The sequence below is a fragment of the Ensifer sp. LBL genome (genome assembly GCF_050435225.1).
Taxonomy (GTDB): domain Bacteria; phylum Pseudomonadota; class Alphaproteobacteria; order Rhizobiales; family Rhizobiaceae; genus Ensifer.
This window is the reverse complement of sequence record NZ_JBNDJY010000001.1, coordinates 107,184-129,386: the sequence shown is the minus strand read 5'-3', so window position 1 is coordinate 129,386 and position 22,203 is coordinate 107,184. Positions and strand designations below refer to the sequence as shown.

Genomic DNA, 22,203 nt, shown 5'->3' with positions numbered 1-22,203 from the left:
GCTCCAAGCTTCGGTTTGGCCTTGCAACGGGCTATCTCAGCATCGCCCCGGCCCGGGTCGCACTTGGCTGTGATCGGCGCACGAAACCGCACGGACCCCCGTTGGTTGCGACGCAGAAAAATTTATCGCTCATCCGAAATCGCTAAAATGCCTCGTTCCGGTGCGATGGTCCACGCGGCTGGGGCCGATCGCCGTCCTCGCGAAAGTGATGGAATGGCCTTATGGCGGGCGCCTGCCTGCCAAAGGAGGAAATGGAATGAAGACGCTTTCGAAGATTTTTGCCGTGTCGTTGCTCGGGCTTTCGGCCCTGACGGCAATGCCGGTCATTTCGACGTCCGGCACCGCCCGTGCCGACGACGCCGTCATCCTCGTTCCGGGCCAGCCTACCGGCTCATCGGGTGATACCGGCACGGCGAGTTCCAACCCGGATACCGGTGCTGCGAGCTCCAACCCGGATACCGGCGCCGCCAATTCCAACGGCGATACGGGGGCGCCAAGTTCGAACCCCGATACCGGCGGTGGTTCGGGCGCAGAAGGATCGACGCCCTAAGCGATCCTGCAAATGCAGCAAAAGAGGTCCTTCAGCAGGGCCTCTTTTTTGTTTTCGGAAAGAAGCAGCGGGGCAATCACTCTTTTCGCTATGTGGTTGACCGGAGCAGGTCGGCCTTCTGCAGTTTTGAAGCCGCGTTCCGGTAAAGGGCCTCCGTGCGGTCGAGCATGACGGCAAGCGTAAAGCGGTCCTTCAGGCTTACCGCGCTGGCCGACAGGGCCTTGAAGGTTTCGGGCTCCGCGGCACTGATCATGCTCTTGGCGAGTGCTGATGTGTCGTCGCTGTTGGGAAGGATGTAACCGTTCCGCCCGTCCTCGATCACCGTGCGCGCGCCACCGATATCGGTGGCGATGATCGCCTTGCCGGCCGCAGCCCCTTCAAGCATCACATAGGACATCGCCTCGTAGCGGCTCGGCATCACCAGGAGGTCGAAGGCCGGCACGGCCTGCGGGCCGGTGAAGGCGGAGGTCAGATGCATCCGGTTCTGAAGCCCGCTTTCGGCAATCGCTTTGCGAAGGCTGCCCTCGAGCTCGCCGCTGCCGACCATGACGAGGTGGCTGTTTCTGACCGAGGCGGCCACACTCTTGAAAGCGGCGATCAGCCGTTCCGGCGCCTTCTGGGCGGACAATCGTCCAACGAAGCCGAAAACGAAAGCGTCCGGCGCGATCCCGAAGCTGGCGCGCAGCGTCTGCGCCAATTCGCCCGAGGGTGGTGCCACGCCATTGACGATCACCGACATGCGCTTCTCCGGCATGTGCAGGGACAGCGCGTGATGGAACTCGTCGTCGGAGACGCAGATCAGGTGATCGGTAAAGAAGCGGGCCAGCGCCCATTCGATCGTGCCATAGATCAGCCGTCCGCCGCGGCCGAGCGTCGGGTCGAGCGTGCGAAAGGCGTGTGGCGTGTAGATGCGCGGCACATGAGAACCGGGCAGCCGCAGGCGCGTCAGCGCACCGGCCTTGGAACTGTGGCCATGGACGATGTCGAAACCGTTGTTCTGGATGATGCGCCGGAGTTCGAGAAAGCAGCCGACGTCAGACGGCCCGGGCGCGCGTCTCATCAGGACGGCGTGTACCGCCGGCAGGCCGATTGCCTTCAGTTCACGAACGAAACCTTCCTCGGCGCGCACCGGCGAATAGACGGCCTCGACGTGATGCCCGCGCTTGTGCATGCCGCGGCAGAGGTCGAGGAAGTGCCGGCCCGAGCCGCCGCCGCTCGGCTCCAGCACTTCTAGGAGCTTGAGGGAAGGGGCCGGCGACCGGCGCGGAACCACATGTTCCATGGTCAGGAGCTCCGGCCGGCGCGCGCGTGCCGGCGATGGCGATATTCAAGGGCGGCGCAACCCCAAATGATTCCGATGAGCAGGTAGAAGTGGCGCCAATGGTCCGTGTCGATGACATTGCCCACCCCGACATGGCCGAGGACGGCGACCCAGGCGATCATCAGATAGGTCTGCCAGGGGCGGTTGAGTAGCAGAAAGCGGAAGCCGAGCGAGAGCGTCCAGATGATCAGCGTCACGTAGCTGATGAATCCGAGCCAGCCGTAGGAGGTCAGCGACTTCAGCCAGACGTTGTGCTCGTCTTCCGGGAAGATCGTGCTGAAGACCATGGGGCCGATGCCGAGCGGCTTTTCCATCGACATCAGGAATCCGAGCCTGTGGCGGTCGAAGCGCCCGAGGTGGCCGCCGTCATAATCCTGCACCAGCTGCGAGCGGCTGGAAAAGAGCGTTGCGACCTGCTCGGACTGCAGCGCGACGAGGAGGGCGCCGACGATCATGATTCCGCCGACCAGCGCAAGCACCAGGATACGCAGGCGAAAGAGGCCGTTTCGCTCTTTCAGCAGCATCACGAAGACGAAGGCGACGACGCAGAATAGGTTGAGGGCCCAGGCTGCGCGGGAAAATGAAAGGAAGACGCCGAGTGCCAGCACCAGCAGCGCGGCGATCTTGAGCGGCGCCTTCTGGATGGGCTGCGTGAGGATGCCGTGGATGAGGTACATGGCCGGCACCGAGAGGAACGGGCCAAAGACGTTGGGGTCCTGGAATGCGCCCTTGGCGCGGCCATAGAGCGTGAAGTTTTCCGCACCCGGCACGGCGCCGAAATAGCCGAGGATGCCGAGCAGTGCCGTGATGATGGCCGCCGCCGTCCAGGCATTGAAGATCAGCCGCAGCCGCTCGTGGCGGTCCTCGATGATGGCTGCGAAGAAGACCGAGGAGAGCGCGAGGAAGCCGGAGACCGCCATGTACATCGGCCCCTTTGTCAGGTCGGTCATGACCGTCAGGGACAGCATGCCGCCGACCATGAAAAGGGTTAGAAGCGTCAGCAGCGGGGCGACGCTGCGCGAGATCTTGAGGCCCACAAGCGCCCAAAGGCCGATGAGCGCCACCAGGAACAGCTCATAGGGCGCCGGCTCGAAAATGACGAAGCCGGAGAGAAACACGGCAAAGGCGACGAGCCCGGAGCCGAGCAGCGAGAGCGCCGCAAGCTGGGGACGAGCGATCGGGAGCCGGCCTGTATCGACGGTGCTCAATAGGCATTCTCGGTGTTGAGCAGCCTGAACGGCGTCAGGAACAGGATCTTGAGGTCGAAGAGCAGCGACCAGTTTTCTATGTAGTGCAGGTCGAAGGCGGTGCGCAGGCGGATCTTGTCGTCATTGTCGATCTCGCCACGCCAGCCGTTGATCTGCGCCCAGCCGGTGACGCCGGGCTTGACGCGGTGGCGGGCGAAGTAGCCTTCGACAACGTCGGAATAGGTGCGGTTCTGGGTCTGGGCGAGCACGGCGTGCGGCCGCGGCCCGACGAGCGACAGCTCACCCTTCAGCACGTTGAAGATCTGCGGCAGTTCGTCGATCGAGGACTTGCGGATGAAGCGGCCGACTGGGGTGACGCGCGGATCGCCCTTGGTCACGGCGTTGCGGGCCGTCGGGTCGCTCATATGCGTATACATCGAACGGAACTTGTAGACCTCGATGGTCTCGTTGTTGAAGCCGTGCCGCTTCTGCTTGAAGATGATCGGGCCGGGGGAGGTTGCTTTGACCGCAATCGCCGCGCCGAGCATGATCGGCCACAGAAGCACCAGGGCGACCAGGCTGAAGAAGATGTCGAAGCCGCGCTTGGCGACGGAGTCCCAATCGGCGATCGGCTTGTCGAAGATGTCGAGCATCGGGACGTCGCCGACATGGGAATAGCTGCGCGGGCGGAAGCGCAGATTGTTGGCGTGGGCGGCGAGCCGGATGTCGACCGGCAGGATCCAGAGCTTCTTCAGAAGCTGGAGAATGCGCTTCTCTGCCGTCAGCGGCAGCGAGATGATCAGCATGTCGATGCGGGCCAGGCGGGCGAATTCCACCAGTTCGTCGACTGTTCCGAGCTTCGGGTAGCCGGCGATCACGTTGGGCGAGCGGCGCTCGTCGCGGTCGTCGAAAATACCGCAGATGCGGATGTCGTTGTCGGGTTGGTCCTCGAGCGTGCGGATCAGGTCCTTGGCCGGCTGGCCGCCACCGACGACGACGGCGCGGCGTTCCATCGTGCCGTTTCGGGCCCAATGGCGGATGGAATAGGCGATGAAGGCGCGCTCGGCGATCAGAAAGATTGCGCCGCCGATGAACCAGCCGCCGAACCAGACACGTGAATACTGATGGCCGGATTTGAGGAAGAACAGCGCGATGGCGATGCCGCCGAATGCGATGGCCCAGGAGGCGAGGATGCGCGGCATCACCCGCAGCCAGGCGCGCAGCGCCGGGATCTGGTAGGTGTCGGCGATCTGCATGGCAGCGACCGCCAGGGCGGAGCCGCCAAAGAGGATTGCCAGATAGAGCGGCAGCTGCTCGAAGCCCGGCTGGACATAAAGCGCGTTGATGGCATAGCCGATCGCAAAGAGCGCGCTGAACTCGAACAGGCGCATCAGCCCCATGATCATCGCCGGCGAATAAGTATCGGCGCTGAACTGCTCGGCGATCTGCCGCGCCAGCGGATTGAGATCCGTGGTCGTCGCTTCGTCCGGCATTTCGCCAGGCGCGCGGGCGCGGATTTCCGAAATCTTCTTGCGAAGCGCTTCGGGATCGAACGAACCCGGGCGGTCAAACTTGTTCATGGCTGTCTTCCGGCGCTGAAGTCCCTCAGCCGGGATAGCAGAAAGCCACTAAGAAACGCTTACGTTGTGGGCAACACGCTATCGGCGGGCGGCTGGTAACGGCACAATTCCCGATAGAGGCTTAACATATCCGCCGACATTACCGAAGCTGCAAATTGCGACTTGAACGTGCTCGGGTCGGGCATCACACGTGCCGCCCAGTCTTTCTCTGTGATTGCGCGGGCCATGATGTCGGCAAGCGACCGGGCATTGGCAGGTTCGGCAAGCGCGGTGCTGTCGCGTCCGAGAATTTCCGGGATGCCGCCGACACGGCTGGCGATAACAGGCTTTCGCGCGGCCAGCGCCTCAAGCACGATATAGGGCATGGATTCGGCGCGCGAGGGAACGACGATGTTGCGCGTCAGCGCAAAGGCCTCTCGCGTCTTCATCGCCGGCTGCATGCGGATACGGCGGCCGAGACCCTGCTGCAGCACCAGATCGCTGTATTCCTGCTGCTGCGGGCCGTCGCCGATCATCAGCGCCGACAGCGGCCGGCCGACAAGCCGTTCGGTCTGAGCGAAAGCCTCCACAAACAGATCGGGACCCTTCAGGTCCCGCATCATGCCGATATAGAGAAAATCGACCGCATCCGGCTGGGGCGGGACGACCTCGAATTCCCGGTCGTCGATGCCATTGTAGATCAGCTCGTTGCGCTCGCGCGGTGCACCGACCTTTGCGAAATAGGTCTTCCGCTCGAAGTCGCAGACGAAGACGAGGGCGTCGGTGATCCGCTGCTGGATCCGCTCTGCCGGGAAGACCAAGCGCCCGGTCAGAGAGCCTGGACGGTAGTGCAGGCTGCCGCCATGTGGCGAATAGAGGCGGGCTACGCGATACTTGTTGACCCGCAGGGCTGAACCGATGAGCCGGGCAATGACGCCGCCTTTGGCGCCGTGCCCATGCAGCACATCCGGTCGCAAACTTCTGATTTCCTTGTAGCCGCGCCATAACGCGGCAAAATCCGATGGCCCGACCGAGCGATGGATCGGCATCCGGATGAGGCCGAGCGCGAGATAGGGGCGGATTTCGTCGAACAGCCGATCCTCGTGACTGCCGCCTGTCGTGCTGTCGCAGAGGATCCCGACCTCATGGCCGGCCTTGGCATGCGCCTCGGCCAGGTCGCGCACGTGGCGAAATATCCCGCCGACAGGCGACCTGAAGCAGTGGATGATGCGCAAGGGCCGCTCTTGTTGCATCGAGATCAGAACAGGCGTTCGCGAACATAGATCGTGTCGCCGGCAAGAACAGCGTCGGTGATCGGGACCCGGCCGGTGATGATGCGGCCATTGATCTTGCGCGTAATGTCGGCGTTCGACTGATTGGCGCGCGGCGAGAAGCCGCCGGCAACCGCGATCGCGTTCTGCACGGTCATCCCCGGAACATAAGCATACTGGCCGGCCTGACCGACTTCGCCCATGATGAAGACGGAACGGTAGCGATCGACCTCGATCGTGACGTCTGGATCGCGCAGATAGCCTTGCTTCAGCTTGGCGGCGATCATGCCTTCGAGTTCGGGCAGGGTTCTGCCGCGCGAGGCGACTGTGCCGATCAGGGGGAAGGCGACGTAGCCGGCCTGATCGACCGTGTAGGTGCCGCTGAGGCCGGCCTGTTCGAAAACGTTGATGCGCAGGCGGTCGCCGCTGTCGAGCCGATAGGGCTGGATCGTGGCTTCGCTGAAGGCTTTGGGTGCGGGCTGGTAGCTCGTGCAGCCGCCGAGCAACATCGACAGCGCTGCCGCCGTGATCGCGAGACCCGTCTTGATAGCTGCAGTGGACATGCGGTTCATAGGCTCCGGAAACGACCAGCTTTTGTGACGTTATCGATCCGTTAGGGTTAATAGCAGGTAAACTCGCGGTAGAATTTTCGCGGAGACCTGGCGATGCCGCCCGGCCTTTACCATCCGCAGGTTGATCGCATTAACCCTTGCGTTACCATGTTCCTTTACGGTCCGGCGAGATTTGAAAGTTCGGAGCGACGAGCATGTCGGGAAGCGGCAGCGCACAGCAGGATGTGGATATCGACCTCGGCGGCCTGTTTCGCGCCGTCTGGGATCGGCGCGTCAAGGTTTTGCTCGCCACCGTCGCTGTGGCGGCGCTTGCCTTTGGCGCAGCAAAGATGATCGCGCCGGATTACCAGAGCGAAACCCGCGTGCTGATCGAATCGCGCGAGCCGGAGTTCAGCGGCCCCAACCAGGCTTCCCAGGCGGGAGCCGACCGCGTCTTTGACGAATCCGGCATTCTCAGCCAGGTGCAGGTGCTCAAGTCGGCCGACCTCATCAAGCAGGTCGCCCGTAACATGAAGCTTTACGAACTCAAGGAGTTCGATCCGTCGTCGGCGCCCTCTGCGCTTTCCGATCTTCTCGTCATGCTCGGCCTGAAGAAGAATCCGCTTGAGATGCCGCCCGAGGAGAGGGTGCTCAAGGAATTCTCCGACAAGCTCCAGGTCTACCAGGTGGAGAAGTCGCGCGTGATCGCGATCGCCTTCACCTCGAAGGACCGCCAGCTTGCGGCCGCCGTGCCCAACGAGATGGCGAAGGTCTTCCTGGCGCTCCAGAGCGGTGCGAAGCTCGATACCAATTCCGAGGCGACACGCTGGCTCGAACCCGAGATCGCCAATCTGCGCGAGAAGGTGCGCGACGCCGAAGCGAAGGTTGCGGCCTATCGCGCCTCGTCCGATCTGTTGCCGACCGGTGAAACCACCAACTTCGCGACCCGGCAGCTTACGGATATTTCGTCGGAACTGGCGCGGGTGCGCGGCGAGCGCGCCAATGCGGAAGCGCGTGCCGCCGGCGTACGCTCGGCGCTGGCAAGCGGCCGCGCGCCGGACACCATTGCCGATGTCGTCGGTTCGCAGATGATCCAGCGGCTGAAGGAAACGGAAGCGAACCTGCAGGCGCAGGTGGCGGACCTCTCGACCACCCTGCTTGACGGTCACCCCCGTCTGAAGGCGCTGAAGTCGCAGCTCGAAGGTATCCGCGGCCAGATCAGCACCGAGACACGCAAGATCCTGACGAGCCTCGAAAACGAGGCGAAGGTCGGCGAACTGCGCGAACAGCAGCTCGGGCAGCAGTTGAATGCGCTGAAGGCACAGTCGGCGCAGGCCGGCGAAGAAGAGGTGGGGCTGCGCGCGCTCGAGCGCGAAGCGACCGCGCAGCGCCAATTGCTGGAGACCTATCTCGCGCGCTATCGCGAGGCGACATCGCGCACCGTCGAGAATGCGACGCCGGCCGATGCACGGGTCATTTCGAGTGCCGTGGTTCCGACCGGCGCGAGCTTCCCGAAAGTACTGCCGATCACCATCGTTGCAGCGCTTGCAACGTTCCTCCTGACCTGCATTGGCATCATGCTCGGCGAGCTTTTCAGCGGGCGAGCCTTGCGGCCGGTTTCAGCTACGGGCGAACGGGCACCGGTCCGGCCCCGTCCGGCGCTTGCCGCAAGCGTTGCCGATTTGCCGCCGGCCCAGATGGCTGAGGCATCGCCCGTCATTTCGTCCGCAGCCGATGACGCAGTCGACTTGCTGCCTGCGGCGGAGCTTTCGCTTGCCCCGGACACGGAGGAGGAGGCCGCCGAGGCGGATTTCTCGATCGAAGCCGTCGCCGAGCATCTGCGTGCCACCAATGTGCGCGTTGCGATTTCGGTTTCGCCCGGCGGAGACGAGGGCTCCACCGCGACCGTGATGCTCGCCCGGTTGCTCGCCGAAGAAGAACTGAAGGTCGTGCTGATCGACCTGACGGGCTCTGCCTGCCCGACACGGCTGATGGCGCGCTCGCAGCAGCTCCCGGGGATCACCAATCTCCTGGCGGGGGAGGTGCCCTTCACGGACACGATCCACGCCGACCGCTTTTCCGACGCGCACATCATCCCCCAGGGCGATGCCGATCCGCGCCAGGCGATGCGTGGCATCGACCGGCTGAAGATGATCATCGACGCCTTGACCAACGCCTATGATCTCGTCCTGCTCGAATGCGGCCCAGCCGATGAAATGGCCGTGGAGAAGATTGCCGGTCGTGATGGCGCCGAAATCATCCTGTCGGCACCGTCGGTGAGCGACGAACGGATCGTCGAGGTACTGACCGGCTTCGGCGCGGCGGGCTACCGCGACATCGTGCTGATGACCGGCCAGGTGCAATCGGACCCCGAATATCCGGATCGCGACGCGGCGTAATGGCGGCGCGGGCCTCTGCCGCAAAGCGCAGGGACCGTGCTCTAGGGTGGATGATCAGTCGGCACTGTTGTCGAAGGTCTTGCCTTGCCTGCGCCGTCGCGTGCGCTGAATGCGGCCATAGACGGCCTTGTTCGCCTTGATCGCCCTTTTTGCCCTCACGACGAGGTAGTGCCGAAGGCCCGCGAGCCGGCCAGCGAGCGTCACCGGCAGTACGATATCGCGCAACGGCGTCTCGATCGTGCACCAGGAGCGCTTGTAGGGCTGGTCGCCGACGCCGAAGTCGAACAGGCGCACGCCTTCGCCTGATAGGCGCTCGATCATGCGGTAGAACAGCAATTCACCCGGGCTGGCGTCGCCGGCCATCGCTTCGTCGATCGACCCGAACTGGCAGATTACGTGATCTGCCTTGCGCGACAGTCCGGCGACGGCGACGATCCGGCCGTCATTTTCGCCTCGCAGGCGTATGGCATTGAGTTCCATGAGCTGAACGTCGTCGTCCACGCGGGCGGCGAGCGTATGGAAAAACGCCTGCGTTTCCGGATCCTGGAAGACATCGGGAAAGCCGAGGGTGGCAAAGCGCGTCGCCTTCTGCCGAAAGAAAGTGTCGAGCAGGGCTTGGGCCTCGTCGCTCGTGCGGGCGACCACATAGTCGTAGCCGCCCATTTCAGCCAGCCGCCGTTCGGAAATGCGCATCTTCTTGCGCCGCCGCTTGGCGTTGAGCTGGGCTAGTGTGGGCTGAATGCCACCGAGAAGGGGAAGCTGGAACGACGGGTTGGGATTGGTAACGCCCGAAAACAGGGCAAAGGGGCTGGGGTCGCCGCGCCAGTCGTTCGGCAGGCGATCGAGCATGACGATGTCGGCCAGGCCGCGCAGTGCGTCGCAGATGGCGCGGGCAAGCGCCTCGGCAAGCGCGGGCGTGGTGATGATGGCCGCGGCGTTGTGGGCAAACAGCCCGGTGTTGAGGTTGCTGTGCTCGGTTCCAATCAGCTTTGCCGTTCGAAACAGGCGTCCGCGCGCCACTTCCAGCGGCAGGATGAGCAGGAGCTCGCCATCGAACGTAATCCGTAGGAGAGCCAGGTCGCTGGCGTGGGTCGCAGCCCAGGCGCGGCACCAATGATAGGCATGGTGCAGCGAGTTCCCGGGAAGGGTGTCGAGCATGCGCCACTCGGTTTCGAGTGTCTCCAGGTCGCGGTGAAGCGAGATTTCGAAGCGGCCGGTGGCATCGGTCGGATCTGCACGCAAGGACGCATGCGCGCGGCGGTCGCCGGAGCCGTCCATGGTGAGTTCCGAGTTCGTCATCGCAGGTGCCGTCCGGTCCTTGTTGCGGAGAGATTGAACCTCAAACCCGCTACGATCGCTTTAATTCGGGAGTGCTTATGAAGGTCGATTGGCAATAACCGGCGAACGCGGTTAGCAAAGCGTGAAACGAAATTGACGCCTCACGCGATGAAGCCGGTTGCCAACACGCTGGCCCATTCAAGGCGGTTGCGGCGGGCCGCAAGTTGCGACATCGCCGTCCAGTCGTAGGTCACGCTGCGAAAGGTCGCGTCCCATTCCGTCCCCGACTGCTCGATGATGGCGTAGCGCGCGTGCGGGGATCCGGCCTCGACCTTGTGGGCCACCGGCCGACTGTCGGTGTAGCCGGGGCAGCCGACGCTGCCGGGGTTGACGACCAGGCGTCCGTCGGAGAGGCGGACGACGCGAGGAATGTGGGTGTGACCGCACAGGATGACCGGATAGTCGATCCCGACAGCTTCGGCCTCGATAGCCGAACGCGCGGCCCTGTGAACCGTACCGTCCGCCGTCAGGGCTTCGAGCCAGTAGGTCTCATCGTCGGTCGGGGTCGCATGGCAGAGGAAGAACGTTTGCCTGTGGACGTGTGCGACGGGCAGGGTGGCCAACCACTCGCGGTGCTCCGGCTTCAATTCATCGAACGCCGCGCGATCGGAGAGCCCCATGTCGCGCGGATCGACCGTCAACAGGTAACGGTCGTGATTGCCACGGATCGAGGGGATCGCCCGTTTCATCAGGATGTCGGCCGTGCGCGCGGCATTGAGGGGACCGCTCAGATGATCGCCAAGATTGACGATATCGGTGATCCCTTGTGCATTGATGTCGGCGAGCACCGCTTCGAGCGCAAGATCGTTGCCGTGGATGTCCGCGATAACCGCAAGTCGCATGGGCGTCCTCCCGAATGGCTACCGGACCGAGGATCAACGATCCCGAGCGGGCTTTTCCATCCATTTGATGATCAGCATGGCCGGCAAGATCCAGAGCAGGCCGGTGAAGAAGAAATAGGCCAGGTGCACGTACCAGGGAGCAGCGCCAAGCAGCAGCGAGGCGAATGTAACGGCGGCAAGCGCATAGACGACGACGAGGATGATGATCAGGATCGTGCCGATCAGCTTTCTGAGGCGTACGGGCATTTCATATCTTTCACAGGGGCAAATGCGCGCGGAGCGGCCGCGACCGCATGCCGCAAAGGTTTCGGCCTTGTTTTGCATGCCGCTCTGGTGCAAATCAACGGCTTTCCGAAAGGTGCGACCGTTGATCCGTCCGGTTGCGCCGCCGACAACCCTGCGACACCAGAGGGAACATGATGGCCGGCGTCGAAATGGCGACTGAACAAATGCTTCGAAACGAGATCGGCAGGACCGACCGCAACCGCCGGCAGATCCGCGGCTGGCTGGCGGTCGTGCTGTTCACCCTCTTTGCCCTGGTGCTCGTCGGCGGCGCGACGCGACTTACCGAATCGGGCCTCTCCATCACCGAGTGGAAGCCGATCCATGGCGTGATCCCGCCGCTGACGGTGGCCGAGTGGGAAGAGGAGTTCCAGCTCTACCAGCGCATTCCGCAGTATCAGCAGATGAACAGCGGCATGACGGTCGACGAGTTCAAGACGATCTTCTGGTGGGAATGGGCACACCGCCTGCTCGCGCGCACGATCGGCCTGATCTTCGCGCTGCCGCTTGCCTATTTCTGGTTCACCGGAAAGGTCGAGCGCAAACTGCGCATGCCGCTGCTCGGGATCCTTGCGCTTGGCGGTTTTCAAGGTTTCATCGGCTGGTGGATGGTTTCCTCGGGCCTGGTGGAGCGCACGGAAGTGAGCCAGTACCGGCTGGCGACGCATCTCGTCATCGCCTGTCTGATCTTTGCCGCCTGCATGTGGATCTTCCGCGGGCTCAGTCGGCATTCGAATGAAGCGGCGCCCACCGACCGCTCGCGCAAGATGGCCATGATCATCGCCATCTTCAGTCTGTTCCAGATCTATCTCGGCGCGCTCGTCGCCGGTCTCGATGCCGGCTTCAGCTACAACACGTGGCCGCTGATGGACGGCGCGATCATCCCGCAAGACCTGTTCCTGCAGCAGCCCTGGTGGATCAACCTGTTCGAGAACCCGAAGACGGTGCAGTTCGTCCACCGCATTGGCGCCTATGTGCTCTTTGCCTTCGCACTGATGCATATGATTGCCTCGCTGCGCGCAGCACCCGAAACGACCCATGCGCGCCGTGCCGTGCTCCTGTTCCTGCTCGTCTCGGTGCAGGCGGTGATCGGCGTCACTACGCTGGTGCTGCAGGTGCCGGTCGGCTGGGGCGTGGCGCACCAGGGTGGCGCGCTTGTGGTGCTTGGCTTTGCCATCGCCCACTGGCGCGGTTTCTACGGCGAGTACCCGCGGCCGACGGCGATCGAATTGCGCGACTGACGCCCGGCGAAATCCGGAAAAAGAAAGACCCCGGCGAGCGGCTCGCCGGGGTCTTTTGTTTTTCAGCCGATTGCCGCTCAGGCCGACAGCATCAGGTCCATGTTCTGGACCGCCGCGCCCGAAGCGCCCTTGCCGAGATTGTCGAGCAGGGCGACGAGGTTCACATGGTTGCCGCCGGGGGTGCCGAAGACGAAGAGCTTCATCGTGTCCTTGCCGGCAAGCTCGGTGGCGTCGATGCGGGCGAGCTTTTCGCTCTCCTGGAGCGGCACGACCTCCACAATCGACTGGTCGGCATAATGCGCGACGATCGCAGCGTGGATCGTCTCGAGTGTCGTACCGGCGGCGAGGTCCTCGAGATAGAGCGGCACCTGGACGATCATGCCCTGTGCGAACTTGCCGACGGAGGGTGCAAAGACAGGTGCGCGGTCGAGCAGGCCGTGCATCTTCATCTCGGGCACGTGCTTGTGCTTGAGCGTCAGGCCGTAGAGGAAGTGCGGTGCGCTGATGTGGTCGGCATTGGTCTCGTCTTCCATCTGCGCGATCATCTGCTTGCCGCCGCCGGTGTAACCGGAAACCGCATTGACCGTCACCGGATAGCCGTCGGGCAGGATGCCGGCCTGGCGCAGCGGGCGGATCACGCCGATCGCGCCGGTCGGATAGCAGCCGGGATTGGCGACGCAACGGGCGCTGCGGATCTTCTCCGGCTGCGCCTTGTCCATTTCGGCAAAGCCATAGGCCCAGTCGGGTGCGATCCGGTGCGCGGTCGAGGTGTCGATGATGCGGACTTTGTTGTTGCCCGAGACCATCGAAACCGCCTCGCGCGAGGCGTCGTCCGGCAGGCAGAGGATCGCGATGTCGGCGTCGTTCAGAAGATCTTCGCGCATCGCGGCGTTGCGTCGTTCCGCTTCCGGAATGGAAAGCAGTTCGAGATCGCTACGGCCGGCCATGCGCGTGCGGATCTGCAAGCCCGTGGTGCCGTGTTCGCCATCGATGAAGATCTTCGGTTTCATGATTTTCCCGTTCTGCCAGACAGTTAGAAGCCGTTCCGGAATCACTCTGGCATAGAATTGAATCAGTTTCTCAACAGGCCGGCGGAGCGCCGCCAACCCCACCTTTTCTATATAAGCAGCCGCCCTCCATCGCAACGGCAACGGTCGTCTTCAGCGAAGCGGCGCGCGCTCGGCAAGCTTCTCCGCATGCAGCCCCAGCATATACATCGCGACGGTCGCGCCGGCGATCGCCGTGATGTCGGCATGGTCGTAGGCTGGCGCCACTTCGACCACGTCGCTGCCGACCACCGTCAGCGCGCCGAGCTTGCGCAGGACGGACAGGATCTTGGCGCTCGACGGGCCGCCGGCGACCGGGGTACCGGTGCCGGGCGCATAGGCCGGGTCGAGGCAGTCGATATCGAAGGTGAGATAGGCCTTGCGCTCGCCGACCTGCCTTATGATCGTCTCGGCGATGTCGCCGGCACTCATCTCTTCGACGTCGTAGCCATAGAGAATGCGGATGCCGCAGTCCTCGGGCGCGTGCGTACGTATGCCGATCTGGATCGAGGCGTCGGTGTCGATCAGCCCTTCGCGGGCGGCACGGCCGACAAAGGAGCCATGGTCGATGCGACCGCGCTCGTCCGACCAGGTATCCTGGTGGGCGTCGAACTGGACGAGGGCGAGGGGACCGTGCAGCGTCGCCTGCGCCTTCAGGATGGGATAGGTGACGAAGTGGTCGCCGCCGAGCGCCTGCAGATAAGCGCCGCTCCTGATGATCTTGGCCGCTTCGCGTTCGATCGTTGCCGGCGTCTTCGAATGGTTGCCGTAGTCGAGCAGGCAGTCGCCATAGTCGACCGTTGCCATCTCCGCGAAGAGATCGCGGTCGAACGGGTACTGCGGATCGTTGTCGAAGATAGCCGAGGCGCGGCGGATCGCCTGCGGCCCGAAGCGGGCGCCGGGACGGTTGGACGTGGCGGCGTCGAAGGGAATCCCCCAGACGACGGCATCGACACCCTTCAACTGCTTTGAATACTTGCGGCGCATGAAGGAGAGAATGCCGGCATGGGTCGGATCGGACGCCGCCGATGTCAGTGAGCGCGCCGTCAGCGCATGATCGATTGTCCTGTTCGCCATATCCCGCCTCTGCCTCGGAGCCGGACAGCGCGCATCCTCTGCGCGCATCCGCTCAATCCTGTGGTGGCGGAAGGTTGGACAATCGTTGCCGGCAAGGCAAGGCCCTGCCGGCCGTTTCTTCGGCGATTACGAGGCCTTGGCTTCGTAGGTCGGGGCGAAGTCGCCAAGCGCCTTGGCTTCGGTGATGCGCGCGGCGATATCCTCTTCAATGATCGTCTCAAGCTGGGCGAAACTGTTGATCACGTAATAGATCGGCTGGACGATATCGATGCGATAGGGCGTCCGCAGCACGGTCATCAGGTCGAAGGGCCGAAACTCGACACCTGGGGTTCCCATCGCATTGCGTGTCTCGTTGGGCGAAGACACGATGCCGGCGCCATAGCAGCGGCGACCCTTCGCCGTGTTGATCAGGCCGAACTCGACGGTGAACCAGAAGATCCGGAACATATGCCAGGAATAGCCCTTGCCGAGCGAAACCGCCTTTTCGCCGAAGCGGCGGACGAAATTGGCGTAGCTCTGGTTGGTGAGCAGCGGGCAGTGGCCGAAGACCTCGTGGAAAATGTCGGGCTCTTCGATGTAATCGATATGCTTGCGGCGGCGAATGAAGGTCGCCAGCGGAAACTTGCCCTGGGACAGCAGTTCGTAGAAGCGGGACGGCGGAATGAGGGCAGGTACCCCTTCGACGCCGAAGCCGGTGGTTTGCGCGAGGCGCCGGTTCACGTCCTTCAACTGCGGCACGTGATCAGGGCCGAGATCGAGCGTCTTTGTGCCTTCCAGATATTCGTCGCAGGCCTTGTCGGCGAGCAGCGTCATCTGCCGCTGATAGAGCTCGCCCCAGATCGCATCTTCTTCCAGGGTGTAGAGATAGGTGCCGTCCGGTTCCGGCAGTTTGGCCGTGTAGCTGCTTTCCTTCGTCATGACGTCTCCTCATTCGTCAGATGAACTCTCCTGTTGCAATTGTATCGCGGATGGAGCGAGTATTTGTTCCACAGTTGCCAGGTGGAGGCTTGATGGCGGGAGGAAAATTCGAAATGCCGTCCGATGTGAAAGAAAATCTTCAGCCCGTTCGAAAACTGCTACGGCTGATTCAGGCAGATAGCGGCCAGTCTCTCTCCGATCTCGCCGAAAAAGCCGGCATGTCGCAAAGCTCGGCCTGGCGGCGGCTGCAGGAACTGGAGACGGATGGCGTGATCCGCAAGCGCGTCGCGCTGCTCGATCCGGCAAAGCTCGATCTGAAACTCTGCATCATCGCCCATGTGACGCTCGAAGATCACCACGATGAGGCGATTGCCGCCTTTTCCGCCGTCGTTCGCGAGCGGCCGGAGATCATGGAGTGCTATGCTTTATCCGGAACGTTCGACTACATGCTGAAGATCCGCGCCAATGACGTCGAAAGCTACGATGCCTTCATGACGCGCTACCTGATGCGCAATCCGCATGTGCGCACGGTGGTGTCGAGTTTCGTCCTGCGCGAACTCAAGTCGACGACGGAGCTGCCGATTTAAGCCGGTCGCCAGTGGTGCCCTTATCTCGCGGGAGAACTACGAGCGCTCGAATCCGTATTGGCGTTCGATCTTGCCGACGCGCACCTGATAATCCTCGTACCAGCGCTCGCGGCCGAGCCGCTGGGCCGTCAGGTGGCGGACGTTGTTTTTCCAGGCCGCGATGCTTTCTTCATCGGCCCAGTAGGAATTGGTGAGGCCGAAGCCGTCGGCGCCGCGAACGCTTTCCAGGCCGAGAAAACCCGGCTGCTCGCGTGCAAGCCGCTCCATTTCGTCTCCCATGTTGTCATAGCCGTGATCACCGGCCGTGCGCCGCGAGGCGAAGGTGACGATGTAATAGGGCGGCTCTGGGGTCTTGGCGACGGGAGAACGGGTCATGCGGTGCCTCAAAGGCTCGACGTTGCGGGATATGGTGCGTCGGATGATAACAAAAAAAGGCGGAGCAAAGCCCCGCCTTTCCAAGTGTCGCAGTTGAAGCGATTAACGCTTCGAGAACTGGAACGAACGACGTGCCTTCGCACGGCCGTACTTCTTACGCTCGACCACGCGGCTGTCGCGGGTGAGGAAGCCACCACGCTTCAGGACCGAGCGCAGGCCCGGTTCGAAGTAGGTGAGTGCCTTGGAGATGCCGTGACGAACGGCACCGGCCTGGCCGGAAAGACCACCGCCAGCAACGGTCGCGTCGATGTCGAACTGGCCGTCACGGGCAGCTGCGACGATCGGCTGCTGCAGGATCATCTGCAGAACCGGACGGGCGAAGTAAGCCGCGTAGGGCTTGCCGTTGATGGTGATCTTGCCGGTGCCCGGCTTGACCCAGACGCGGGCGACAGCGTCTTTACGCTTGCCGGTCGCGTAGGAGCGACCCTGGGCGTCGACCTTCTTGACGTGAACCGGAGCAGCCGGTTCCGCGGTCGTGGCGATGTCCTTGAGAGCGGAAAGGTCAGCCATTATCAGGCGCTCCTTGTGTTCTTGCTGTTCAGCTTGGCGACGTCGAGGACGGTCGGCTGCTGTGCTTCATGCGGGTGGTTGGCGCCTGCGTATACGCGCAGGTTCTTCATCTGGCGACGGCCGAGCGGGCCGCGCGGAACCATGCGCTCGACGGCCTTCTCGAGGACGCGCTCCGGGAAGCGGCCTTCGATGATCTGGCGCGCAGTGCGCTCCTTGATGCCGCCGGGGTAGCCGGTGTGCCAGTAGTACTTCTTGTCGGTGTACTTCTTGCCCGTCAGAACTGCCTTCTCGGCGTTGATGACGATGACGTTGTCGCCGTCGTCAACATGCGGGGTGAAGGTAGCTTTGTGCTTGCCGCGCAGGCGGTTCGCGATGAGGGAAGCGAGGCGACCAACAACGAGGCCTTCGGCGTCGATGATGATCCACTTCTTCTCCACCTCTGCAGGCTTCTGAACGAAGGTTGCCATATCAAAATCTTTCTTTGGACCCGAGCGGCGAACCGCTGGGCGTTTCTTGTTGCTTGGTTTTGCCCAGTTTCCCGGGCAAAAGAGAAAGCGGCCCGTAAGGACCGCGATCTGCGGCAGCTTATACGCAAGTGCGAAACAAGCGTCAAGAACGCGAAATCTGCGCTACGGAAATAAAATCAAGTAAAAACAATATGTTGCAAGTGAGGTATTTTGATACCACAAATTATCGCGGCGGAATCGAATAGGTCGCCGTGGCGTGCGCGACGAGGTCGTCGTCGCCAACCTTGATGATCGATGCGTCGAGAACGGCAAGCCGCTTGCCGAGTTTGAGGATCCGGCAGGTGCATTCGAGCGGTTCCGGCTCGGGCTTGCGCAGGAAGTTGATGTTGAGATTGGTGGTGACGGCAAGCGCAACCGGCCCGATATGGGCGATCAGCGCGATATAGGCGGAAACATCGGCGAGCGCGAACAGGGTAGGGCCGGATACGGTTCCGCCCGGCCGGATATGCCGTTCGTTCGGATCGAGCCGCATGGTGGCAAAGCCCGGACCGACCGCCGTGACATGGAAGACCTTGCCGTCAGTGTGGACCTGCGGGAAATCCGTGTCGAGAAACCGGTTGAGGTCGTCGACGGTCATGATCGGCTCGATGGTCATGCATTGCATCCTTCAACATGTCTGCCCGCCACCTGAAACCGACTGATGGCCCGACGCAAGGCGGAAAATGGTCGTAGGCGGAATGCGTCAGGGGGTGTGCCTGTCGGCTTGCACGGCACGCGCTGCCGGCGTACCACCAAGCCAAAGTTCAAGTTCCAGGAGAAAAAGATGGCCGACGTCGTATCGTTCAAGAAGGAAGAGCCGAACGGCCTGCTGCAGAAAGAACGTTCGGGGCCCGTCTTGCGGCTGACGCTCAACAACCCACCGGCCAACGTGCTCTCGATCGCCATGATGGAGGCGCTGCACGCCGAGTTCGATGCGGTCGCAACCTCCAAGGACATCAGGGTGGTCGTGCTCGCCGCGACCGGCAAGCTGTTTTCCGCCGGTCACGATCTGAAAGAAATGACCGCGCACCGCGAAGACGACGACCGGGGCCGGGCCTTCTTCGAGCGGACGATCCGCCTCTGCGCCGATCTCATGCTGAAAATCACACGGCTGCCGCAGGCCGTCATCGCCGAGATAGACGGCCTGGCAACGGCAGCCGGCTGCCAGCTGGTTTCCAGCTGTGACCTTGCGATCTGCACCGACAGCTCCACCTTCTGCACACCCGGCGTCAACATCGGTCTCTTCTGCTCGACGCCGATGGTCGCGCTCACGCGTGCGGCACATCGCAAGCAGGCGATGGAAATGCTCCTGACCGGCGAGACCATCGACGCTTCGACCGCCAAGGATTTCGGCCTCGTCAACCGCATCGTGCCGCAGCAGTACCTGCGCCAAGTGGTCGACAAATACGCTGCGGTCATTGCCTCGAAGTCGCCGCAGGCGCTGAAGATCGGCAAGGAGGCCTTCTATCGTCAGGCGGAGATGGACCTACCTGAGGCTTACGACTACGCTGTCGGCGTCATGGTTGAGAACATGCTGGCGCGCGATGCCGAGGACGGCATTGGCGCGTTCCTCGGCAAGCGCATGCCGGAATGGAAGGAAGACTGACGCTCAGGCGAGTTTCAGGAGCAGGGCGCCGAGCGCGATGACGCAGGCAGCCGCGATGCGCCAGGCGCTGACCGGTTCTTTCAGGAACACCACCGAGATCACCACGGCAAAGAGGATCGAGGTTTCGCGCAGTGCCGCGACGGTTGCGACCGGCGCTTTGGTCATCGCCCAGAGCGCCAGGCCATAGGCGCCGATCGAGCCGGCGCCGCCGATGAGGCCCCGCCACCAGTTCTTGTAGACGTGGCGGGCGACCGGCTTGATGCCGCGCCGGGCAAAAGCCCAGGTGAACAGCAGAACCGGCGGCAGCAGCGCCATCCACAGCGTGTAGGAGATGGCGTTGCCTGAAACGCGCGCGCCGATACCGTCGACAAAGGTGTAACTTGCGATGACGCATGCATTGAGCAGGGCAAGCACGATCGCGTTCTTGCCGCCCTTGCGCGACTCGAAGGCGAGCGTCAGCACACCGGCAGAGATCGTCAGGATACCGATCATCGTCCCGAAGGTGAGCTTTTCGCCGATCAACGCCCCACTGGTCATCGCGACGATCAACGGTGCCGCGCCGCGCATCAGCGGATAGACAAGGCCGATGTCGCCGGCGCGATAGGATGCGGCGACGAGTTGGAAATAGGCGAACTGGAACAGTGCCGAAACCAGGATGTATGGCCACGCTTCCGGTTTGGGCAACGGCATGAACGGCAGGAAGGGGATGGCGACGGCTGCGGCCCCGAGCGCGATCATTGCAGCGTCGAGCGACTTTTCCGTTCCCGCCTTGACCAACGCATTCCAGGTCGCGTGCAACAACGCCCCGAACAGGACGAGCGCAATGACTTCAACGGGCAAGATGAGACCTCGGAAAACGATGTGGCAGGCTTTGTGATGCTTGTCGCGCCGCACGGGCGCAAAAGCAACCGGAAAGTCTTGCAGAAGCGGCAATCTTTGGCGGGGAACGAACGGCCCGCACGGTTGACTTGGCCGGCCTCACCATCATTATACGACCGTTTAACACGAACGGATCCGAAGCCGCAGATGAACCACGACGCTTACCCGGACTATTATCTCGCCGACATCCTGCGCGAGACCAAGACGATCGCCCTTGTCGGCGCTTCGCCCAATCCTGAGCGTCCGAGCCATCGGGTCATGGCGTTTCTGCTGCGCAAGGGTTACCGGGTGATCCCGATCAATCCCGGGCATGTCGGCAAGAGCATCCAGGGCCAGGCCGTGGTCGGCCGGCTTGCCGATATAAAGGAGCCGATCGACATGGTCGACGTCTTCCGCGCTGCCGACGCCTTGCCGGCGCTCGTCGATGAAATTCTCGCGCTGGAGACGCTGCCGAAGGCGATCTGGGGCCAGCTCTCCGTGCGCAACGATGCTGCTGCGGCGAAAGCGGAAGCCGCCGGCATCAAGGTGGTCATGGACCGCTGTCCGGCGATCGAGTACCCGCGTCTGATCGGCTGATCGCGGTCGGCGCATCGCCGGCGGACCACACAACCGTCAGTTCTTGAAAAATCCTCTTTGACCGCATGCGTAGGCTCTGGAATAGTGCCGCGGCTTGCGCGCTCAACCGTGCGAGCACGATAGCGGTTCACGCGTAGATTCAAGGTGATAGAGCGCCCCGGCGCGCCAGCTGGCGGCCGCGCTCTGGTCATGGGAGGGACGAAATGACGAAAGACAATCCTGGTTTCAACACGCTCGCAATTCATGCGGGGGCACAGCCCGACCCGACCACGGGTGCACGGGCGACGCCGATCTACCAGACGACGAGCTTCGTCTTCAACGACACCGACCATGCCGCGGCACTCTTCGGCCTGCAGCAGTTCGGCAACATCTACACCCGCATCATGAACCCGACGCAGGCAGTGCTCGAAGAGCGTATCGCCGCGCTTGAAGGCGGCACTGCGGCACTCGCCGTTGCCTCCGGCCACGCCGCACAGCTTCTCGTCTTCCACACGATCATGAGCCCGGGCGACAATTTCATCGCCGCCAACCGGCTCTATGGCGGCTCGGTCAACCAGTTCGGCCACGCCTTCAAGTCCTTCGACTGGCAGGTCCGCTGGGCCGACCCCGCCGATCCGGCTTCCTTTGAGGCGAAGATCGACCGGCGCACCAAGGCGATCTTCATCGAGAGCCTCGCCAATCCCGGCGGTACCTTCGTCGATATCGCTGCCATCGCCGAGGTCGCCCGCAAGCACGAGCTGCCGCTGATCGTCGACAACACAATGGCGACGCCCTACCTGCTGCGGCCGCTGGAGCATGGTGCCGATATCGTCGTGCACTCGCTGACGAAGTTCATCGGCGGCCACGGCAACTCCATGGGCGGCGTCATCGTCGATGGCGGCACCTTCGACTGGTCGAAGTCCGGAAAATACCCGATGTTGTCTGAGCCGCGTCCGGAATATGCCGGTGTCGTGCTGCACCAGACCTTCGGCAACATTGCCTTCGCCATCGCCGCGCGTGTCCTCGGCCTGCGCGACTTCGGCCCTGCGATCTCGCCGTTCAATGCCTTCATGCTGGTCACCGGTTCCGAGACCCTGCCGCTGCGCATGCAGCGCCATTGCGACAACGCGCTTGCTGTCGCCAAGTGGTTGAAGACGCACGACAAGATTTCGTGGGTCAACTATGCCGGGCTTGAGGACGACCCCAACCACGCGCTGCAGCAGCGCTATTCGCCGAAGGGCGCCGGGGCCGTCTTCACCTTCGGCCTCAAGGGTGGCTACGAGGCGGGCAAGCGCTTCGTCGAAGGGCTGGAAATGTTCTCGCACCTCGCCAATATCGGCGACACGCGCTCGCTCGTCATTCACCCGGCCTCGACCACCCACCGCCAACTGACGCCCGAGCAGCAGGTGGCGGCCGGCGCCGGCCCCGACGTCGTGCGCCTCTCGGTCGGCATCGAGGATGTCTCCGACATCATCGCCGACCTCGAACAGGCGCTGGCCAAGCTCTGAAACTCTAGCCGAGAAGGGCGCGCCAGCGCGCCCTT

The 22,203-nt window shown here is 63.0% G+C and carries 23 protein-coding genes; 7 read left to right on the top strand and 16 right to left on the bottom strand.

Features of this window, described 5'->3' with window-relative positions; all coding sequences use genetic code 11:
* Window positions 1–256 precede the first annotated feature (256 nt).
* Window positions 257–550, top strand: coding sequence for a hypothetical protein (locus OKW20_RS00630; RefSeq protein WP_402316484.1), 294 nt, complete (start codon window positions 257–259; stop codon window positions 548–550).
* Window positions 551–638: 88 nt separating this feature from the next.
* Here the strand turns inward: OKW20_RS00630 and OKW20_RS00625 are convergent, their stop codons facing one another.
* From OKW20_RS00625 to OKW20_RS00605, 5 genes are all read right to left on the bottom strand, one after another.
* Entirely contained in the window at window positions 639–1,832 is a 1,194-nt protein-coding gene (locus OKW20_RS00625; protein ID WP_429169675.1) for a glycosyltransferase, read from the bottom strand.
* A gap of 2 nt (window positions 1,833–1,834) precedes the next feature.
* A complete protein-coding gene (locus tag OKW20_RS00620) occupies window positions 1,835–3,079 on the bottom strand; it encodes an O-antigen ligase family protein (protein WP_043611458.1) in 1,245 nt (414 codons plus the stop codon).
* Window positions 3,076–4,449: an undecaprenyl-phosphate glucose phosphotransferase gene (locus OKW20_RS00615; RefSeq protein WP_429115466.1), complete on the bottom strand. Its 1,374-nt coding sequence runs from the start codon at window positions 4,447–4,449 to the stop codon at window positions 3,076–3,078. The genes OKW20_RS00620 and OKW20_RS00615 overlap by 4 nt, the downstream gene beginning before the upstream one ends.
* A 248-nt stretch (window positions 4,450–4,697) precedes the next feature.
* Window positions 4,698–5,870, bottom strand: coding sequence for a glycosyltransferase family 4 protein (locus OKW20_RS00610; protein ID WP_429169674.1), 1,173 nt, complete (start codon window positions 5,868–5,870; stop codon window positions 4,698–4,700).
* 5 nt (window positions 5,871–5,875) lie between these two features.
* Window positions 5,876–6,451, bottom strand: a complete 576-nt coding sequence (locus OKW20_RS00605; protein WP_034804249.1) for a polysaccharide biosynthesis/export family protein — start codon at window positions 6,449–6,451, stop codon at window positions 5,876–5,878.
* 203 nt (window positions 6,452–6,654) lie between these two features.
* On the opposite strand from OKW20_RS00605, the gene OKW20_RS00600 reads away from it, so the two are divergent.
* Complete coding sequence (locus OKW20_RS00600) at window positions 6,655–8,838, top strand: GumC family protein (RefSeq protein ID WP_429115167.1); 2,184 nt, start codon at window positions 6,655–6,657, stop codon at window positions 8,836–8,838.
* 54 nt (window positions 8,839–8,892) lie between these two features.
* On the opposite strand, the gene OKW20_RS00595 is transcribed toward OKW20_RS00600, so the two are convergent.
* The 3 genes from OKW20_RS00595 to OKW20_RS00585 all read right to left on the bottom strand — a co-directional run bounded on the left by OKW20_RS00595 (window position 8,893) and on the right by OKW20_RS00585 (window position 11,264).
* A complete protein-coding gene (locus OKW20_RS00595) occupies window positions 8,893–10,137 on the bottom strand; it encodes a GNAT family N-acetyltransferase (protein ID WP_429115166.1) in 1,245 nt (414 codons plus the stop codon).
* A gap of 140 nt (window positions 10,138–10,277) precedes the next feature.
* Entirely contained in the window at window positions 10,278–11,018 is a 741-nt protein-coding gene (locus tag OKW20_RS00590; protein WP_043611462.1) for a metallophosphoesterase family protein, read from the bottom strand.
* Between the two features lie 33 nt (window positions 11,019–11,051).
* Window positions 11,052–11,264, bottom strand: a complete 213-nt coding sequence (locus OKW20_RS00585; protein ID WP_043611500.1) for a DUF2842 domain-containing protein — start codon at window positions 11,262–11,264, stop codon at window positions 11,052–11,054.
* 173 nt (window positions 11,265–11,437) lie between these two features.
* Here OKW20_RS00585 and OKW20_RS00580 point away from each other — a divergent pair, with 173 nt between their 5' ends.
* Window positions 11,438–12,541, top strand: coding sequence for a COX15/CtaA family protein (locus tag OKW20_RS00580; RefSeq protein ID WP_043611463.1), 1,104 nt, complete (start codon window positions 11,438–11,440; stop codon window positions 12,539–12,541).
* Window positions 12,542–12,618: 77 nt separating this feature from the next.
* Here the strand turns inward: OKW20_RS00580 and argC are convergent, their stop codons facing one another.
* The 3 genes from argC to OKW20_RS00565 form a co-directional block, all read right to left on the bottom strand.
* Complete coding sequence (gene argC, locus OKW20_RS00575; RefSeq protein ID WP_192447293.1) at window positions 12,619–13,551, bottom strand: N-acetyl-gamma-glutamyl-phosphate reductase; 933 nt, start codon at window positions 13,549–13,551, stop codon at window positions 12,619–12,621.
* A 150-nt stretch (window positions 13,552–13,701) separates the two neighbouring features.
* Complete coding sequence (speB, locus tag OKW20_RS00570) at window positions 13,702–14,664, bottom strand: agmatinase (RefSeq protein ID WP_429169673.1); 963 nt, start codon at window positions 14,662–14,664, stop codon at window positions 13,702–13,704.
* Window positions 14,665–14,790: 126 nt separating this feature from the next.
* Window positions 14,791–15,582, bottom strand: a complete 792-nt coding sequence (locus OKW20_RS00565) for a phenylalanine 4-monooxygenase (RefSeq protein ID WP_429169672.1) — start codon at window positions 15,580–15,582, stop codon at window positions 14,791–14,793.
* A gap of 113 nt (window positions 15,583–15,695) precedes the next feature.
* On the opposite strand from OKW20_RS00565, the gene OKW20_RS00560 reads away from it, so the two are divergent.
* Window positions 15,696–16,169, top strand: coding sequence for an Lrp/AsnC family transcriptional regulator (locus OKW20_RS00560; protein WP_192448278.1), 474 nt, complete (start codon window positions 15,696–15,698; stop codon window positions 16,167–16,169).
* A gap of 36 nt (window positions 16,170–16,205) precedes the next feature.
* On the opposite strand, the gene OKW20_RS00555 is transcribed toward OKW20_RS00560, so the two are convergent.
* The 4 genes from OKW20_RS00555 to OKW20_RS00540 all read right to left on the bottom strand — a co-directional run bounded on the left by OKW20_RS00555 (window position 16,206) and on the right by OKW20_RS00540 (window position 18,236).
* Complete coding sequence (locus OKW20_RS00555) at window positions 16,206–16,544, bottom strand: antibiotic biosynthesis monooxygenase family protein (RefSeq protein ID WP_043611467.1); 339 nt, start codon at window positions 16,542–16,544, stop codon at window positions 16,206–16,208.
* A gap of 102 nt (window positions 16,545–16,646) precedes the next feature.
* Entirely contained in the window at window positions 16,647–17,114 is a 468-nt protein-coding gene (rpsI, locus tag OKW20_RS00550) for a 30S ribosomal protein S9 (protein WP_043611468.1), read from the bottom strand.
* A gap of 2 nt (window positions 17,115–17,116) precedes the next feature.
* Window positions 17,117–17,581, bottom strand: a complete 465-nt coding sequence (gene rplM, locus OKW20_RS00545) for a 50S ribosomal protein L13 (protein WP_043611469.1) — start codon at window positions 17,579–17,581, stop codon at window positions 17,117–17,119.
* 223 nt (window positions 17,582–17,804) lie between these two features.
* Window positions 17,805–18,236, bottom strand: a complete 432-nt coding sequence (locus tag OKW20_RS00540; protein WP_112983859.1) for a PaaI family thioesterase — start codon at window positions 18,234–18,236, stop codon at window positions 17,805–17,807.
* Between the two features lie 168 nt (window positions 18,237–18,404).
* Here OKW20_RS00540 and OKW20_RS00535 point away from each other — a divergent pair, with 168 nt between their 5' ends.
* On the top strand, window positions 18,405–19,226 hold the full coding sequence (locus tag OKW20_RS00535; protein WP_429115163.1) for an enoyl-CoA hydratase: 822 nt from the start codon (window positions 18,405–18,407) through the stop codon (window positions 19,224–19,226).
* A gap of 3 nt (window positions 19,227–19,229) precedes the next feature.
* On the opposite strand, the gene OKW20_RS00530 is transcribed toward OKW20_RS00535, so the two are convergent.
* Window positions 19,230–20,066, bottom strand: coding sequence for a DMT family transporter (locus OKW20_RS00530; protein WP_192447288.1), 837 nt, complete (start codon window positions 20,064–20,066; stop codon window positions 19,230–19,232).
* Window positions 20,067–20,252: 186 nt separating this feature from the next.
* Between OKW20_RS00530 and OKW20_RS00525 the strand changes: the two genes are divergently transcribed.
* Both OKW20_RS00525 and OKW20_RS00520 read left to right on the top strand, forming a co-directional pair.
* On the top strand, window positions 20,253–20,681 hold the full coding sequence (locus tag OKW20_RS00525; protein WP_043611471.1) for a CoA-binding protein: 429 nt from the start codon (window positions 20,253–20,255) through the stop codon (window positions 20,679–20,681).
* A gap of 203 nt (window positions 20,682–20,884) precedes the next feature.
* Entirely contained in the window at window positions 20,885–22,168 is a 1,284-nt protein-coding gene (locus OKW20_RS00520; protein ID WP_043611472.1) for an O-acetylhomoserine aminocarboxypropyltransferase, read from the top strand.
* The last annotated feature ends 35 nt before the right edge of the window (window positions 22,169–22,203 follow it).

Coding starts and splice junctions, on each gene's coding strand:
- OKW20_RS00630 (WP_402316484.1), top strand. CDS start 257: ATGAAGACGCTTTCGAAGATTTTTGCCGTGTCGTTGCTCGGGCTTTCG.
- OKW20_RS00625 (WP_429169675.1), bottom strand. CDS start 1,832: ATGGAACATGTGGTTCCGCGCCGGTCGCCGGCCCCTTCCCTCAAGCTC.
- OKW20_RS00615 (WP_429115466.1), bottom strand. CDS start 4,449: ATGCGCCTGTTCGAGTTCAGCGCGCTCTTTGCGATCGGCTATGCCATC.
- OKW20_RS00610 (WP_429169674.1), bottom strand. CDS start 5,870: ATGCAACAAGAGCGGCCCTTGCGCATCATCCACTGCTTCAGGTCGCCT.
- OKW20_RS00605 (WP_034804249.1), bottom strand. CDS start 6,451: ATGTCCACTGCAGCTATCAAGACGGGTCTCGCGATCACGGCGGCAGCG.
- OKW20_RS00600 (WP_429115167.1), top strand. CDS start 6,655: ATGTCGGGAAGCGGCAGCGCACAGCAGGATGTGGATATCGACCTCGGC.
- OKW20_RS00595 (WP_429115166.1), bottom strand. CDS start 10,137: ATGACGAACTCGGAACTCACCATGGACGGCTCCGGCGACCGCCGCGCG.
- OKW20_RS00590 (WP_043611462.1), bottom strand. CDS start 11,018: ATGCGACTTGCGGTTATCGCGGACATCCACGGCAACGATCTTGCGCTC.
- OKW20_RS00585 (WP_043611500.1), bottom strand. CDS start 11,264: ATGCCCGTACGCCTCAGAAAGCTGATCGGCACGATCCTGATCATCATC.
- OKW20_RS00580 (WP_043611463.1), top strand. CDS start 11,438: ATGGCCGGCGTCGAAATGGCGACTGAACAAATGCTTCGAAACGAGATC.
- argC (WP_192447293.1), bottom strand. CDS start 13,551: ATGAAACCGAAGATCTTCATCGATGGCGAACACGGCACCACGGGCTTG.
- speB (WP_429169673.1), bottom strand. CDS start 14,664: ATGGCGAACAGGACAATCGATCATGCGCTGACGGCGCGCTCACTGACA.
- OKW20_RS00565 (WP_429169672.1), bottom strand. CDS start 15,582: ATGACGAAGGAAAGCAGCTACACGGCCAAACTGCCGGAACCGGACGGC.
- OKW20_RS00560 (WP_192448278.1), top strand. CDS start 15,696: ATGCCGTCCGATGTGAAAGAAAATCTTCAGCCCGTTCGAAAACTGCTA.
- OKW20_RS00555 (WP_043611467.1), bottom strand. CDS start 16,544: ATGACCCGTTCTCCCGTCGCCAAGACCCCAGAGCCGCCCTATTACATC.
- rpsI (WP_043611468.1), bottom strand. CDS start 17,114: ATGGCTGACCTTTCCGCTCTCAAGGACATCGCCACGACCGCGGAACCG.
- rplM (WP_043611469.1), bottom strand. CDS start 17,581: ATGGCAACCTTCGTTCAGAAGCCTGCAGAGGTGGAGAAGAAGTGGATC.
- OKW20_RS00540 (WP_112983859.1), bottom strand. CDS start 18,236: ATGACCATCGAGCCGATCATGACCGTCGACGACCTCAACCGGTTTCTC.
- OKW20_RS00535 (WP_429115163.1), top strand. CDS start 18,405: ATGGCCGACGTCGTATCGTTCAAGAAGGAAGAGCCGAACGGCCTGCTG.
- OKW20_RS00525 (WP_043611471.1), top strand. CDS start 20,253: ATGAACCACGACGCTTACCCGGACTATTATCTCGCCGACATCCTGCGC.
- OKW20_RS00520 (WP_043611472.1), top strand. CDS start 20,885: ATGACGAAAGACAATCCTGGTTTCAACACGCTCGCAATTCATGCGGGG.